At 71.6% G+C, this 14,678-nt stretch carries 15 protein-coding genes; 6 read left to right on the top strand and 9 right to left on the bottom strand.

Translation table 11 applies throughout. The annotated features are described in order from the left end of the window. Nucleotides 1–62: 62 nt before the first annotated feature. Nucleotides 63–371 (bottom strand): MoaD/ThiS family protein, encoded by a 309-nt coding sequence (locus tag ACTMS9_RS22045; RefSeq protein ID WP_154936716.1) that lies wholly within the window; start codon nucleotides 369–371, stop codon nucleotides 63–65. Continuing rightward, on the bottom strand, nucleotides 368–1,483 hold the full coding sequence (locus ACTMS9_RS22040) for a WD40/YVTN/BNR-like repeat-containing protein (protein WP_441165873.1): 1,116 nt from the start codon (nucleotides 1,481–1,483) through the stop codon (nucleotides 368–370). The genes ACTMS9_RS22045 and ACTMS9_RS22040 overlap by 4 nt, the downstream gene beginning before the upstream one ends. A 139-nt stretch (nucleotides 1,484–1,622) precedes the next feature. On the opposite strand from ACTMS9_RS22040, the gene ACTMS9_RS22035 reads away from it, so the two are divergent. Beyond that, entirely contained in the window at nucleotides 1,623–2,042 is a 420-nt protein-coding gene (locus ACTMS9_RS22035) for an MmcQ/YjbR family DNA-binding protein (protein ID WP_441148480.1), read from the top strand. Between the two features lie 85 nt (nucleotides 2,043–2,127). Here the strand turns inward: ACTMS9_RS22035 and ACTMS9_RS22030 are convergent, their stop codons facing one another. The 3 genes from ACTMS9_RS22030 to ACTMS9_RS22020 all read right to left on the bottom strand — a co-directional run bounded on the left by ACTMS9_RS22030 (nucleotide 2,128) and on the right by ACTMS9_RS22020 (nucleotide 3,938). Then, entirely contained in the window at nucleotides 2,128–2,652 is a 525-nt protein-coding gene (locus ACTMS9_RS22030) for a hypothetical protein (protein WP_441148481.1), read from the bottom strand. 118 nt (nucleotides 2,653–2,770) lie between these two features. Further along, nucleotides 2,771–3,490: a hypothetical protein gene (locus ACTMS9_RS22025; RefSeq protein WP_441148482.1), complete on the bottom strand. Its 720-nt coding sequence runs from the start codon at nucleotides 3,488–3,490 to the stop codon at nucleotides 2,771–2,773. Beyond that, nucleotides 3,483–3,938, bottom strand: coding sequence for an RNA polymerase sigma factor (locus ACTMS9_RS22020; protein ID WP_441148483.1), 456 nt, complete (start codon nucleotides 3,936–3,938; stop codon nucleotides 3,483–3,485). The genes ACTMS9_RS22025 and ACTMS9_RS22020 overlap by 8 nt, the downstream gene beginning before the upstream one ends. A 241-nt stretch (nucleotides 3,939–4,179) precedes the next feature. Between ACTMS9_RS22020 and ACTMS9_RS22015 the strand changes: the two genes are divergently transcribed. Then, on the top strand, nucleotides 4,180–5,385 hold the full coding sequence (locus ACTMS9_RS22015; protein ID WP_441165872.1) for a YncE family protein: 1,206 nt from the start codon (nucleotides 4,180–4,182) through the stop codon (nucleotides 5,383–5,385). Between the two features lie 95 nt (nucleotides 5,386–5,480). On the opposite strand, the gene ACTMS9_RS22010 is transcribed toward ACTMS9_RS22015, so the two are convergent. Then, nucleotides 5,481–5,819: a hypothetical protein gene (locus tag ACTMS9_RS22010; protein ID WP_441165871.1), complete on the bottom strand. Its 339-nt coding sequence runs from the start codon at nucleotides 5,817–5,819 to the stop codon at nucleotides 5,481–5,483. A gap of 445 nt (nucleotides 5,820–6,264) precedes the next feature. Here ACTMS9_RS22010 and ACTMS9_RS22005 point away from each other — a divergent pair, with 445 nt between their 5' ends. Both ACTMS9_RS22005 and ACTMS9_RS22000 read left to right on the top strand, forming a co-directional pair. After that, nucleotides 6,265–6,840 carry a TetR/AcrR family transcriptional regulator gene (locus ACTMS9_RS22005; protein ID WP_441165870.1) on the top strand — a complete coding sequence of 192 codons (576 nt, stop codon included), beginning with the start codon at nucleotides 6,265–6,267 and terminating at the stop codon, nucleotides 6,838–6,840. After that, entirely contained in the window at nucleotides 6,837–8,465 is a 1,629-nt protein-coding gene (locus ACTMS9_RS22000) for an isovaleryl-CoA dehydrogenase (protein ID WP_441165869.1), read from the top strand. The genes ACTMS9_RS22005 and ACTMS9_RS22000 overlap by 4 nt, the downstream gene beginning before the upstream one ends. A 12-nt stretch (nucleotides 8,466–8,477) precedes the next feature. On the opposite strand, the gene ACTMS9_RS21995 is transcribed toward ACTMS9_RS22000, so the two are convergent. After that, the gene (locus tag ACTMS9_RS21995; protein ID WP_441165868.1) at nucleotides 8,478–9,668 is read right to left on the bottom strand and encodes an MFS transporter; all 1,191 of its coding nucleotides are present in this window, start codon (nucleotides 9,666–9,668) and stop codon (nucleotides 8,478–8,480) included. Nucleotides 9,669–9,833: 165 nt separating this feature from the next. On the opposite strand from ACTMS9_RS21995, the gene ACTMS9_RS21990 reads away from it, so the two are divergent. After that, nucleotides 9,834–10,079, top strand: a complete 246-nt coding sequence (locus ACTMS9_RS21990; protein WP_441165867.1) for a DUF4326 domain-containing protein — start codon at nucleotides 9,834–9,836, stop codon at nucleotides 10,077–10,079. Nucleotides 10,080–10,105: 26 nt separating this feature from the next. On the opposite strand, the gene ACTMS9_RS21985 is transcribed toward ACTMS9_RS21990, so the two are convergent. Next, nucleotides 10,106–11,596 carry a CoA-acylating methylmalonate-semialdehyde dehydrogenase gene (locus ACTMS9_RS21985; RefSeq protein ID WP_441165866.1) on the bottom strand — a complete coding sequence of 497 codons (1,491 nt, stop codon included), beginning with the start codon at nucleotides 11,594–11,596 and terminating at the stop codon, nucleotides 10,106–10,108. Beyond that, nucleotides 11,593–12,882: an aspartate aminotransferase family protein gene (locus tag ACTMS9_RS21980; RefSeq protein ID WP_441165865.1), complete on the bottom strand. Its 1,290-nt coding sequence runs from the start codon at nucleotides 12,880–12,882 to the stop codon at nucleotides 11,593–11,595. The genes ACTMS9_RS21985 and ACTMS9_RS21980 overlap by 4 nt, the downstream gene beginning before the upstream one ends. A 125-nt stretch (nucleotides 12,883–13,007) precedes the next feature. On the opposite strand from ACTMS9_RS21980, the gene ACTMS9_RS21975 reads away from it, so the two are divergent. Then, nucleotides 13,008–14,612, top strand: coding sequence for a PucR family transcriptional regulator (locus tag ACTMS9_RS21975; RefSeq protein WP_441165864.1), 1,605 nt, complete (start codon nucleotides 13,008–13,010; stop codon nucleotides 14,610–14,612). Nucleotides 14,613–14,678 lie beyond the last annotated feature (66 nt).

The following is a 14,678-nucleotide window of genomic DNA, read 5'->3' as shown; positions in this document are numbered from 1 at the left end:
AGGAACGGGCGAGCCGGCCCGGCAGCCGGATGTCCGCGAACCCGCCGTCGCCGCGGTGCGGGCTAACCCCCGGCCATCGCGCCGAGGATGATGAACGGTTCCTCGCCGGCGACGACCCGCTCCGGCAGTGGCGCGTCGGGCGAGTCGTTGGAGAGGTCCTCCTCGCAGGCGTAGAAGCGGACGAACGCGCGGCGCTTGCCACTGTGGCGGTCGCGGATGGTGCCGAGGAGCATGGGGTATCGCGCCTCGAGGGTGTCCAACACCAGGCGCTGGGTGACCCGGCCGGCACCCGGACCGGGCACCTCGAGACGTACCTCGCCGGTGACGTGAGCCAGGTTCTTCAGGTGGGCCGGGAGGACAACCCGGATCACGGCAGCACCTGGGCTTCCACGGAGAGCACGGCCGGCAGGTCCCGTACGATCGGCGCCCAGCTGTCGCCGCCGTCCGCCGAGTGGTAGACCTGACCACCGGTGGTGCCGAAGTAGATCCCGCACGGGTCGAGCGTGTCGACCGCCATCGCGTCGCGGTACACGTTGACGTAGCAGTCGGACTGCGGCAGTCCCCTGGTCAACGGCTCCCAGTCGTTGCCACCGGTGCGGCTGCGGTAGACGCGCAGCTTGCCCTCCGGCGGGAAGTGCTCGGAGTCGCTCTTGATCGGCACGACGTAGATCGTCTCCGGCTCGTGCGCGTGCACCGCGATCGGGAACCCGAAGTCCGACGGCAGGTTTCCGCTGATCTCGCGCCAGTTCGCACCTGCGTCGTCGCTGCGCATGACGTCCCAGTGCTTCTGCATGAACAGGGTGTCCGGCCGGGTCGGGTGCTGGGTGATGTGGTGCACGCAGTGGCCGACCTCGGCGTCCTGGTCGGGGATCTCCCCGGAACGCAGACCCTTGTTGATCGGCAGCCAACTGGCGCCGGCGTCGTCGCTGCGGAACGCGCCCGCCGCCGAGATGGCGACGTAGATCCGGTCCTTGTTCGCCGGGTCCAGGATGATCGTGTGCAGGCACATGCCGCCGGCACCGGGCTGCCAGGTCGGCCCGGTCGGGTGGGTACGGAGGGCGGTGAGCTCCTGCCACTTCAGACCGCCGTCGGTGGAGACGTAGAGGGCGGCGTCCTCCGCACCGGCGTACACGGTGTCGGGGTCGTGGCGGGACGGCTCGAGGTGCCAGATGCGCTTGAACTCCCACGGGCGCGGGGTGCCGTCGTACCACAGGTGCTCACCGACCTCGCCGGAGTAGGCGAAGTCGTTGCCGACCGGGTTCCAGGTCCTGCCGCCGTCGTCGGAGCGCTGGATCAGCTGCCCGAACCAGCCGCCGGACTGGGACGCGTAGAGCCGGTCCGGGTCGACCGGCGACCCGTTCAGGTGGTAGATCTCCCAGCCGCCGAAGTGGGGTCCGTCGACCGTCCAGTCGCCGCGCCTGCCGTCCGACGTCAACGTGAACGCGCCCTTGCGCGTGCCCACCAGCACTCGTACGCCGCTCATATCCTCATCCTTCCCACTCGTGTCCCTTGGGTAGACCGTCCACCGAGCCGAAAATCATCGGTCTGTCGTCAGTCGTACTCCCCGGCTACGACGAATCGCCGTCTCCGGCCTGTCGGAGGGGCCGGCTAGCGTCGCGCACATGACTGGCCCTGGCGACGTCCCACCCGAGATCCTCGACCGGCTCCGGCCCGTCTGCCTAGGGCTGCCGGAGACCTACGAGGAGCCGGCGTGGGTGGGCACGCGCTGGCGGATCCGCAAGCGCACGTTCGCCCATGTGCTCACGGTCGACCCCGACCACCAGGCGGCCTACGCCCGAGCTGCCGCGACCGACCAGCCGATCTGCGTGCTGACGTTCCGGTCGCCCGGCGACGAGATCGCCGGGCTGATCGCCGTCGGCCACCCGTTCTTCAAGCCGGACTGGGGCGCCGACGTCGTCGGCATGGTGCTCGACGAGCGGGTCGACTGGGACGAGGTCGCCGAACTGCTCACGGAAAGCTACTGCGTCCTGGCGCCGAAGCGGCTGGCCGCCCTGGTCGACCGGCCGGTCGACCTCGAGTAGCCGAACTCCGGGCGTCCGAGGCCCACGAATCGCCAGCATCATCGATTACCGCCGTAGGCTCTCGACAACGGTGCTGGGCATCACGCTAGCCTTCGGCGTAGACGAGGTCCATGGTGTCGGTGTGTCCCGACCAGTGGAGGTCGAGGTGCCAGCAACCGGCCCGTGGCAGGTCGATGATCGACGGGCCGGGGCCGCCGGCGACCTCCCGGGTCACCCGCGTGTCGGTTCCGTCCAGCGTCGCGGTGATCGCCAGGGTGGCGGGCGACGCTGGGTCGGGCGACGTCGCCGCAGGCTTGGCGACCCAGAGAATCTTGTTGGTGGGCCCCTCGTCCCGGCCCAGCGCCAGCGGGTGACCGAACAGCACCGCGACGATTTCGCCCTTCGCGCCGAAGACGTGCGGGATCCGGGCCTCCCCACTGAACCCGGCGTCCGCCCAGTCCGGCAGGACACCCGTCTCGACCCGTGAGCCGCAGCCCGGCGCGGCGCTCGCTGGAGGATTCGCCGGGGCCGTGGTGGCCGGAGCGCCGACCGGCGTGGCGGACCGCCCCGTGGTCGTGCAGGCCGCCAGCAGGACTGCCGACCCCAGCAACACCCTGCCCCAGGAACCCATCTCGCGCCCTCCGTCGTACCCGCTGACCCGTTCGTGCCTGGCACCATTCAGGACACCGCTCGGGCCCTCGGGGTTCCCCACCCGATCAGCCGGCTCGACTGTCACCGCCGCCCCTCGCTCAGTTCAGCGAGTTGGCGATCTCGATCGCCTCGCCCTTGGTCAGGTCGCCTTCGAGCCGGTAGCTCACGCCGGCCTCCTCCCAGATCAGGGTCGAGGCGGCGAGCCGCGCGCTCTCCACGCGGACCGTGCCCGCACGATCCACGTAGGCCAGCGGGTGTGGGCCGCCGATCCAGACCGCGAAGCCCCCGTCGACCTGGACCCAGTCCACTCCCGGCCCGGCGGCCTGCTTCTGGAAGACCGGATCGAGGCGACCGTCGAAGGCATCGACGCGCAGCACGCCCCCGCGGTAGAGCAGGGTGACCACCCGGTAGGAGCCGGTGCCGTCGGCGTCGGCGACCAGCACCCGCTCGGGCGGACCCAGCTTCGTCGGCAGGCGGATCGGGAAGCGGAGCTTCCCCTGCGCCTCGTGGAGGGAGGCGGGCCGCTGCGACGGCAGCGGCGACGGACTGCCGGTGGGCGAGATCGGCGCCGACGACGTGTCGATGATGATTCCGGAGAAGCGCAGCAGCCCCGCCACGGCGTCGGCGAGGGCGGCCCGCCCCGGCGGCAGCACCGCGACGAGCAGGGCGACGAGCGCCACGGCGAGGTAGTAGCGCCACCGGCGTCGCCTCCGCGCGGGCGCGGCCAGTCGGGCGCGTACGCGGTCGGCCACGTCGGGCGCGGCGGGTGTGTCCAGCCACTCGGCGAGGTCACGCAACTGGTGTTCGAGGTCATCCATGACGCACCTCCTCGCGGTCGAGCAGGGCGCGGAGCTTCGCCAGCGCTCGGGACGTCCGCGACTTCACCGTGCCTCTGGGCCAGCCCAGCATCGTCACGGTCTCCTCCTCGCTGAGATCAAGGAGGAACCGGCACACGATCACCTCACGGTCCTTCACCGGCAGCAGCCGCAGGGCCCGCACCAGCGTGGCCCGGCGCTCGGCGGCGAGGACGCCGCCCACCGCGCCGTCCTCGGCGATCTGCGACTCCGGGTTCGCCGCCGCGGCCCGCAGGACGAGTCCGTCCCGCCGGCTGCGTGAGCGGTGCAGGTTGCGGGTCTCGTTGGCGACGATCGCGAGCAGCCAGGCGCGAAAGGACGACTCTCCCCGATAGCGGGACAGCTTGCGGTACGCCTTCACGAACGCCTCCTGGATGACGTCCTCCGCGTCCGAGCCCGCGCCGAGCAGCACCGCCGTCCGGTAGGCGGACGCGGTGTGCCGGGCGACCAGGAGGTCGTACGCCCCCAGGTCACCTGCCCGAGCGCCGGTGACGAGCTCCTCGTCGTCCAGTGGAAACCTCCAGTTGGATCACACTCATGACACCGCCCGCACCGGATGGGTTCCAGGGACGGAGGTGGAACCTCGGCGGGTGTGGCGGTGTCACCGGAGCATGCTGACAACGACAAGGATCTCGCGTCGCACACTGCTGACCGTGCTCGCCGGTGCGGGCACCGCGGCGTTGGTCGGCTGCGATCGAGCTCGGCACCCGAGTCAGGCCCGTGCCGTCACGATTCCCGACCCACTGCTCGTCAAGGTCGACGACGGGCTCGGCCTACTGCGTGGTGCGGACCGGCGGACGTTCCCGCGTTCTCTCGCCACCGCCGACGGGCGGGCGATCTACGCGACCGCACCCGAGGGCGCCGACACCGCCCTGTGGCGGGTCGACACCGCCACGGGCGGCACCTCCACTCAGGTCAAGCTGCCCGGACGCTGGGTGCCGCAGGCCGTCTCGACCAACGGCATGGTGGCGCTCACGTCGAACGAGGTGAGTGTGGGGCGCCCGGAGGGGCGGGACGTGACGCCCGTGCTGATCGCCGACGCCACCGGCGTCCGACGCCGGCTGGAGTTGCGGGGCAACTTCGTACCGGAGACGTTCACCGCGGATCTTGCCGGGCTCTTCGTCCTCGAGTGGCTCCCGGCGACGGCGCCGGACCGCTACCGGGTCCGCGTCGTCGATCTCGCCACCGGGACACCCGGTCCGCTGCACACCCGTGCCAAGGCGCCGGTGCCGCCCGGCGCCGAGGAGGAGATGCGCGGCGACGGACGCCAGGCCGTGCTCTCGCCGGATCGCACCACCCTCTACACGCTCTACACCCACCAGCCCGAGCACCAGCACACCCGCGACCTCGTCAGCGGGCGGCCGGGCAACGTGCACGCGTTCGTCCACACGCTGCACCTCAGCGAGCGATGGGCGTACTGCGTCGACCTGCCACATCCGTTCGGTGCGGCGGCCGCGATCGGCCACGCCATGACGATCAGCCCCGACGGCGGTCGGCTCTTCGTCGCCGACGTCACGTCGGGCACCGTCGCCGAGATCGACACCGAGGAGCTGCGCGTACGCCGGACAGACACGCAGCCCAGGGGGGTCGGGACGGCACACGCCGCCGCCGACAGCGACCGCCTCTTCATCGGCGCCGGCACGGTGGTACGGACGATGGATCTCACGCTCCCCGGCCGCGCGGCTGACTGGCGGGTCCGCGAACCCGTTTCCGGCCTCGTGCTGAGCCGCGACGGCAGACGCCTCTACGTGGGCCAGAACGATGGCGTGAGCTGGCACGATCCCGGCACCGGCACCGAACTGGGCCGCGTCGCTGTCCCCCGGCTCGTCGGCGTGCACGGTCTGGCCGGACATGCCTGACAGTGCGGATGTCGGTGTGGTCACCCGGTCCGGTCCGAGTCAGCGCCAGTCGTGCGGGCACGCTCATTCGCCCTCGAAGAGCGGAGCGCCGGTCGTCAGCCGGCGCGGTTCAAGGCACGCCTGTTGTTGCGCGCGCGCCCGTGCTCGGGGACGCGGTAACCGTCGTCGCCGAGCATCCGGCGCGCGGCGTCGAGTCCGGTCAGCGCCGCCCCGTAGGCGGTCACCTCCCGCTGGAAGTGCTCGACCTTGGCGTACCAGAACTTCAGCTCCGGGTTCATCCCCTTCGCGTTGATGTAGTTGACGATGTCTTCCTCGGGGGTGATGCCGTGGCGGGCGTAGCAGCGATCGAAGCGGGCCTTCGTCCGGTCGTACTTCTCGCTCATGGCGGTCAGGCTGGCTTCGGCCTCCAGCAGCTTGGCCTGCAGGTACTCCACGTAACCGCGAGGCACGGACAGGGCGGTGCGCGCCGGCCGGGGCACGGACACAGTGGGCATGGCGATCACCCGGCCCGGCGGACGACACGTCCGCGCCACGTGCGGGAACCGGCCAGCGACTGCGATCGACGAACGGATCCATTCTGGAACGACATGGTCGGCCGCCTTCCTTGGAATGCGATGATGGGGTCATCTCGCACCGCCGACGGGTCAGGCGGCACCTCAGCGGCATCCGCCGAGGGCCGGGGTACCAGCCGGCGCGGATCGACGCGTGAAACCCCTCGGGGCAGGCCGCCCCTGACCCGCTGCAATGCGGTGACGTCCTTCTACCCCCGCTCGCGGCTGACTATGCATACCCGTCACTTGATGTAGAAGACACACCACCTTGCCGCCAAGGATTGAATGATGGTTCAATCCTTGCGTGGCCTACCGGAGCACCGACCGCGTGAAGGCTCGGCTGAACGCGTCCCGGGAGCGGATCATCGCCGCGGCCCTGGGAATCATGGCCGAGCACGGGTATGCCGGCTGCTCCGTCGCCGCCGTCGCCGAGCGGGCGGGCCTGGCGACGGGCAGCGTCTACCGCCACTTCCCGACCAAGGCCGACCTGTTCGCCGAGGTGTTCCGCACGGCCTCGCAGCGTGAGGTCGACGCGGTCGCGCGCGCCGCGGCGCTGGAGGCCACCGCCGCCGAGCAGATGTCCGCCGTCGTGGAGACGTTCGCCGGGCGGGCGCTGCAGTCCCCGCGGTTGGCGTACGCCCTGCTCGCCGAGCCGGTCGACCCGGCGGTCGACGCCGAGCGGCTCGTCTTCCGTCGGGCGTACGCCGAACTGATCGCCGGCCACGTCGCGGCCGGTGTGGCGAACGGTGAACTGCCCCCACAGAACCCCGACCTGACCGCGACCGCGCTGGTCGGCGCCCTGGCCGAAGCCATGGTCGGTCCGCTGGCTGCCGGGGTCGCCGGCCCGGACACCATCCCCGCCCTGATCGCCTTCATCCACCGCTCGCTGGGAGTCTCGCCGTGACGACGCACGAGGTGTTCAACCAGGTTCCACCGCTAGCTGGCTACGATGCGGCGGACGACCCGGCACTGCTCGACGGGCTCGAGCGGGAGGGCGCCGGCTGGGCCGCCGCCGAGCTGCACGAGCTCGGCCGGCTGGGCGGCAGCGAGCAGGCCATCGAGTACGGGCGACTGGCCAACGAGCATCCGCCGACCCTGCGCACCCACGACCGCGCCGGCCATCGGATCGACGAGGTCGAGTTCCACCCCGCCTGGCACGAGCTGATGCGCACCGCGGTCACGCACGGCCTGCACGCCGCGCCGTGGGCGGACGACCGACCGGGGGCACACGTGGCCCGGGCCGCCAAGTTCTACACGTGGCGCCCCGACGCCGGCCACGGCTGCCCGATCTCGATGACCTACGCGGCCGTGCCGGCGCTGCGGCACAACCCGGAGCTGGCCGCGCAGTACGAGCCGCTGCTCACCGCCACGACGTACGACTTCGGGCTGCGCTCGCCGCTGACGAAGCGAGGGCTGCTGGCAGGCATGTCGATGACGGAGAAGCAGGGCGGCTCGGACGTACGCGCCAACACCACCACCGCCCACCCGGCGGCGGACGGCACCTACCGGCTCGTCGGGCACAAGTGGTTCACCTCCGCACCGATGTGCGATGTCTTCCTCACCCTCGCCCAGGCGCCGGGCGGGCTCACCTGCTTCCTGGTCCCCCGCGTCCTTCCCGACGGCACCCGCAACCCGATGCGCCTGATGCGCCTGAAGGACAAGCTCGGCAACCGCTCCAACGCCTCGTCCGAGGTCGAATACGAGCACGCGGCCGCGTGGCGCGTCGGCGACGAGGGGCGTGGCGTCCGCACGATCATCGACATGGTCAATCTGACCCGCCTCGACTGCGTCATCGGCGCGGCGGCCGGGATGCGCCAGGGGGTTATCACCGCCGCCCATCACGTCACCCACCGGCAGGCCTTCGGCCGATACCTCGTCGACCAGCCACTGATGCGCAACGTGTTGGCGGACCTCGCGGTCGAGTCCGAGGCCGCCACCATTCTCATGATGCGCCTCGCCGGAGCGACCGACCGATCCGCGCGCGGCGACGCCGGCGAGACCGCGTTCAAGCGGCTCGCCCTCGCGGTCGGCAAGTACTGGGTCTGCAAGCGCTGGCCGGCCCACGCCGCCGAGGCCCTCGAGTGCCTGGGCGGCAACGGCTACGTCGAGGAGTCGGGCATGCCGCGGCTGTTCCGCGAGTCGCCGCTGAACTCGATCTGGGAGGGCTCCGGCAACGTCGCCGCACTGGACGTCCTGCGCGCTCTCGTCAAGGAGAACCAGGTCATGGAGGCGTTCCAGGCCGAGGTGAGCGTCGCTGCCGGCACCGACGCGCGGCTCGACGCCGCGGTCCGCCAGGTGCAAGCCGACCTGTCGAATGTGGACGACCTCGAACTGCGGGCCCGGCGCGTCGTCGAGCGGCTCGCCCTGGTGCTGCAGGGCTCGCTGCTGGTGCGGCACGGCCACCCCGCCGTCGCCGACGCCTTCTGCGCGTCCCGGCTCGGCGGCGACCACGGCCAGGCGTACGGCACCCTGCCGACCGGCGTCGACTTCGCCGCGGTCATCTCCCGCGCCACCCCGAAGGTGAGCTGACAGGAGGTTGCGTCAGGTCGCCGGTCGAACGATGGCAAGGAACAGGGCCAGGGCGACGGCCTGGATGCCGGCCACGGTGACGATCACTGCGGTGATCGAGTAGTCGTAGAGGGCGCCGGTGAGCAGCCCGCCGACCAGCGTCGCCGCGCCCAACCCGGCGGCGAAGATGCCGTAGGCGGTGCCCCGCCGCGCGGCGGGGACGATGTCGGCGATGGTCGCCCGCATGGTGGATTCCTGGATGCCGAGCACCGCGCCCCAGGCCAGGACTCCGGCGACTGCGATCGCCGGGGCCGTGGTGAAGGCAGCCAGCGGGATCAGGGCGGTCAGCACGGGCACCGCAGCCAGCACCCGGACGCCGGCCCGGTCGTACAGCCACCCGGAGGCCAGCGCAGCGAGCGCGTCGACGCCCATCGCGGCGGCGTACACGACCGGGATCACCGCCAGCGGTACGACGTGCCGCGTGGCGAGGTGGAAGCTGAGCACCCCGAAGGTCGCGAAGCCGGCCGTGGTCGCCGCCGTGAACGCCAGATAGATCCAGAACACCCGGGGCAGCCGGCCGCCCGGCGCAGCGGGCGCCGCGCCGGGTCGAGGGCCCGGCTCGAAGCGGCGCGGGTCGGGCACGCCGGCGCGCAGCCACAGCAACAGGAGCATCGCCGCCACGGCGGGTACGGCCAGGGCGAGGAACGCGGGCCGGTAGTTGTGGGCGGTGGCGGCCAGTACGGCGGCGACCAGCAGCGGCCCCGCCACGCCGCCGGCCTGGTCGAGCGCCTCATGGACGGCGAAGCCCTTGCCGCGGCCGACCGCCGCGGCGGCGTTCGAGAGCATGACATCCCTCGCCGGGCCACGGATCGCCTTGCCGGCGCGCTCCGCGACGAACAGCGCCGCAGCCAGCCACAGCGCGGTGGTCAGCCCGAGAGCGGGCACGGCGACCATGGTCACGGCGTAGCCGACGAGGACGAGCGGCCAGTAGGCGCGGGTCCGGTCCGCGAGGGGTCCGGTGGCCAGCCGCCCGGCCAGGGCGGTCGCCTCGCCGGCGCCGGTGACCAGCCCGACGACGGTCGCGGACGCGCCGAAGGTGGCCAGATAGGGGCCGATGACCGACCGGGCGCCCTCGTACACCACGTCCGACAGCAGGCTGACGACACCGAATGCGGTCACGAACCGCCACGGGGTCCACCTGATGGTGAGCGCGGTGACTCTCACCCGTGCAGTCTGGCCTACCGGCAAGCTGGCCGGGCGCGGATCGCAGCGACTACCGTTTCGCCGGGAAGAACCGAGGAGCCGAGCCATGCGGGCAACCACAGTCGTCAACCTGAAGGGCCACCGCGACGACCCGGCGTACGCCGACGTGGTCTACGTGGGCGGGCCATGTATCGCGGCGGCTGGCAGCTCCCCCGCTCCCCGTTGTCCAGCCCGTACCGCCCGGGCCCGGACGGCACCCGGGACGAGGTCGTCGAGAAGTACCGCGCGTACCTGCTCGACAGCCCCGAACTCCTCGCCCTCCTCCCGGAACTGCGCGGGCGCCGGCTCGGCTGCTGGTGTGTGCCGGAGCGCTGTCACGCCGAGGTGATCGCGGAACTCGCCGACTCGCCGCCGGCGTCGAGCCTCCGGTAGGCGGCCCGGCGGGGCTGTCGAGCTGATCAGGTGTTCTGTGGGAAGCCGAGGTTCACGCCGCCGTGGGACGGATCGAGCCACCTGCTGGTGACCACCTTGGCCCTGGTGAAGAAGTGCACGCCGTGCGGCCCGTACGCGTGCGAGTCACCGAACAGGGAGTCCTTCCAACCCCCGAACGAGTAGTACGAGACCGGAACCGGGATCGCCACGTTGACGCCGACCATGCCGACCTCGATCTCGTTCTGGTACCGCCGCGCGGCGCCGCCGTCGTTGGTGAAGATGGCGGTGCCGTTTCCGTACGGGTTGGCGTTCACCACGTCGACCGCCGCGTCGTAGCTGGGGACCCGTATCACCGAGAGCACCGGACCGAAGATCTCGTCCGTGTAGATGGACATGTCCACGTCGACGTGGTCGAAGAGGGTCGGCCCCAGCCAGAAGCCGGCGTCGTCACCGTCGATCGCATGACCGCGTCCGTCGACCACCAGCTTCGCGCCCGCGGACCGGCCGGCGTCCAGATATGACCGCACCCGGTCGCGGTGCGCCCCGGTGACCAACGGTCCCATCTCGCAGCCCGGGCGGCGACCGTCGCCGACATGCAGTCCGGCGATCCGCTCGCTGATCTTGCCGACCAGCTCGTCGCCGACCGGATCCACCGCCACGACGACGGAGATCGCCATGCACCGCTCACCGGCCGAGCCGAAACCGGCCGAGACGGCGGCGTCCGCGGCGAGGTCGAGGTCGGCGTCGGGCAGCACGACCATGTGGTTCTTCGCGCCGCCGAGCGCCTGCACCCGCTTGCCGTTACGCGTTCCGGTCTCGTAGACGTACCGGGCGATCGGCGTCGACCCGACGAACGAGACCGCCTTGACCTCCGGATGCTCGAGGATCCGGTCGACCGCCTCCTTGTCGCCGTGCACCACGTTGAACACGCCATCCGGTAGCCCGGCCTCGGCGAAGAGCTCCGCCAGGAAGTTCGCCGCGGAGGGGTCCTTCTCGCTCGGCTTCAGCACGACGGTGTTGCCGCAGGCGATGGCGTTGGGCACGAACCACAGCGGCACCATCGCCGGGAAGTTGAACGGGGAGATCACCCCGACCACGCCGAGCGGCTGCTGGATCGAGTACACGTCCACCTTGGTCGAGGCGTTCTCGCTGAACCCGCCCTTGAGCAACTGCGGGATCCCGCAGGCGAACTCCACCGCCTCCAGCGCACGCTGTATCTCGCCCGCCGCGTCGGAGAGCACCTTGCCGTGCTCGGCGGTGATGATCTCGGCGAGGTCGGACTTCCGGGCGTTGAGCAGTTCACGGAACGCGAACATCACGTTCGCCCGTTGGGCCAGGGAGGCGTGGCGCCACCGGGTGAAGGCTTCGCGGGCGGCGGTGACCGCCTCGTCGACGTCCGAGGCGCTGGCGAAGTCGACCTGCCCGCCGACCTGACCCGTCGCGGGGTCGTACACGTCACCCGTGCGCTGGGCGATGCCGGTCCAGGCCTTGCCGCCGATCCAGTGGGTGATCCTCATGCCGGCACCGCCTCGATCGCCTCGGCGAGGATGACCAGCGCCTCGTCGGCCTCGTCCTCGGTGAGCGTCATCGGCGGCGCCAGCCGGATCACGTTGCCGTGCAGGCCGCCCTTGCCGACGAGCAGTCCGCGACGGCGCGCCTCCTCCAACAGGGCGGTTGCGGCCGCGGGGTGGGGTTCGCCGGCCGGGCCGACGAGCTCGAGGGCGAGCATCAGACCCTTGCCGCGTACGTCGCCGACCACCGGATGCGTCGCGGCGACCGCGCGGAGGCCATGGATCAGACGGTTTCCCAGCTTCGCGGCGTTCGCCTGCAGGTCGTGGTCGAGGAGGTAGTTGAGGGTGGCGAGGGCCCCCGCGGTGGAGATCGGGTTGCCACCGAAGGTGGAGATCGAGTTGGCCTGCAGGCAGTCCATGAGTTCCGCGCGCGCGACGACACCGCCGATCGCCAGACCATTGCCGAGTCCTTTGGCGAAGGTCATCGCGTCCGGCACGACGTCGTGCGCCTGGATGCCCCAGAAGTGCTCGCCGGTACGGCCCCAACCGGTCTGGACCTCGTCGGAGACGAGCAGGATGCCGTACTCGTCGAGCACCTTCTTGAACTCGCGGAACAGGCCGTCGGGCGGGGAGGCGAACCCGCCCACGCCCTGGATCGGCTCGACGATCATGCACGCCACGTCGCCGGCGGTCCCGGTCTCGATCACCTCGCGCAGGTCGGCGACGCACGCCTTGACGTAGTCGGCGTCCGACAGGTCCTTGAAGGGGCTGCGGTACCGGTAGCCACCGTGTACCCAGCTCACCCTGATCGGGCTGAGCTCACTGGCCGACCAGCCGCGGATGCCGGTGATCGCGACGGTGGCGAACGCGCGCCCGTGGTACGAGTTGCGCAGCGCGAGCACCTGCCCGCTGCGGCGGTACTGCGTGGCGAGCATCAACGCGGTCTCGTTGGCCTCCGTACCCGAGTTCGTGAAGAACACCTTCGCGTCCGGGATCCCGGACCGCTGCGCAATCTTCTCGGCGAGCTCGACCTGCGACTCGATCAGGTAGAGCGTCGAGGAGTGCAGCACGCCGGTGTCGATCTGCGCGCGGACCGCGTCGCTGATCTCGGCCACGTCGTAGCCGATCGAGTTGGTGAGTATGCCGCCGAAGAAGTCGAGGTACGTGCGGCCCTCGCGATCGGTCACCCGGCGGCCGTGCGCGCTGGCGATCTCGATGGGCTCCTCGTAGTAGAGGGCCAGCCACTTCGGCAGCACGGACCGGTGTCGATGCAGCAGCTCCCGATGCGCCATCGCGTCCTCCGTATCTCGTGACTGAGCCGAGTGTCGCGAGACTTCGGTGCTCGCCGCCACCGACAACCTGTACGGGTCGGCGTCGAGGGCACTACGTTGTGTGCATCCCTCGCACGGGAGGCCGCATGTACCCAACGGTCGCCGAAGCCCTGGCGCTGCCCGTGATCCGGCGCGCCAGGCCCCACGTCGTCGCCGGGTCCGCCGGCTTGCCGGGGCCCGTCCGCTGGGTCCATGCGGCGGAGGTCGCCGACATCGCCCATCTGCTGCGCGGCGGCGAGCTCGTGCTGACCACCGGCATCGCGCTGCCGGACGAGGAAGCGGCGCTGACGACGTACGTGGACGACCTGGCCGCGGTCGGCGCGGCGGGGCTCGTGGTGGAGCTGGTCCGGCGCTGGAGCGACCACGTGCCGGAGGCGCTGGTGGCGGCTGCGGAACGACACCGGTTGCCGTTGATCACGCTGGGGCGGGAGACGCAGTTCGTGTCCGTCACGGAGGCGGTCGTGGCGTTGATCGTGGACGCGCAGCTCGCCGAACTGCGGGCGGCTGAGCAGGTGCACGAGACGTTCACCGCGCTCACGGTCGCCGGGGCGGAGCCGGCCGAGGTGTTGCGCGAGGTCGCCAGGATCTCCGGGCTGCCGGTCGTGCTGGAGACGCTGGGGCACGACGTGCTCGCGTACGACGCGGCCGGGCAGGACCCGATCGAGCTGCTGACCGACTGGGGGCAGCGATCCCGGTCCGTGGCGGTGTCCCAACGGACCGCCTACGACGAGGAGGCCGGCTGGCTGATCACCGCCGTCGGCGCGCAGGGCGCCGACTGGGGACGACTGGTGCTGCTCTCGCCGGCCCCTCCCCCGCACCGCCACGTGGTGGTCGCGGAGCGGGCCGCGTCGGCACTGGCGGTGCACCGGCTCGTGGCGCGGGACCGGGAGAGCCTGGAGCGGCAGACGCACCGGATGTTGCTCGCGCAGTTGCTCGGCCAGGCATTGCCACCTCCTGACCTGGCGGCACGGGCGGCCGCGTTGGGCGTTGCGCTGGAGCGGCGGAAACTGGTCGGGGTGGCGATCCGGCCGGGGAGCATGACCCCGCGCGCCCCCGCACTGGCCACGCAGGAGGTGTTGCGGGACCTCGCGGAGGCCACCGCGTTGGCCGCGCGGCGGGTGAGCGTGCCGGCGTTGGTGGGCGTCGTGGACGAGACGAGCGTGCGCGCGTTGTTGTCGTTGCCCGCGCAGGCGGCGGTCGACGCGGTCCTGCGCCGCCTCGCCCGAGAGGTGCACCGCTCGGCCGCCAGTGCCGTGGTGGTGGCAGTCGGGACGACGGTGACGCAGGTGTCGGACGTGCGGCGCAGCCTGGGGGAGGCTGCGCACGTCGCCGGTGCCGCGCTGCGCTCCCCCGGCACCCAGCTCTACCACCGCTTGGATGACGTGCGACTGCGCGGCCTGCTGCACCTGCTGCGCGAGGACGAGCGCGTCCGGGCCTTCGCGCACCGGGAGCTCGGGCCCCTGTTGGCGCGCGACGACAGCCAGGGCAGCCGGCTGGTGGAGCTGCTGCGCTGCTTCTGCGAGCAGGGCGGGAACAAGTCGGCGGCGGCCGGCGTCGCGCACCTGTCCCGGACGGCGTACTACCAGCAGCTGTCGCGGATCGCGCAGGTGCTCGGGGTGTCGCTGGAGGACCCGGAGTCGATGTTGTCGTTGTACGTGGCGCTGCTGGTGCACGAACTCGACGAGGCGTGACGGGTCAAGGGTCCGGCAGGAGGCCGGAATCCAGCCACCGCGGCGATTGACAGCTCCGTGCGGGCA

The sequence above is a fragment of the Micromonospora sp. L31 genome (assembly GCF_052068075.1).
In the GTDB taxonomy this organism is placed as follows: Bacteria; Actinomycetota; Actinomycetes; order Mycobacteriales; family Micromonosporaceae; genus Micromonospora; species Micromonospora purpureochromogenes.
This window is presented reverse-complemented; position numbering and strand designations above follow the sequence as displayed.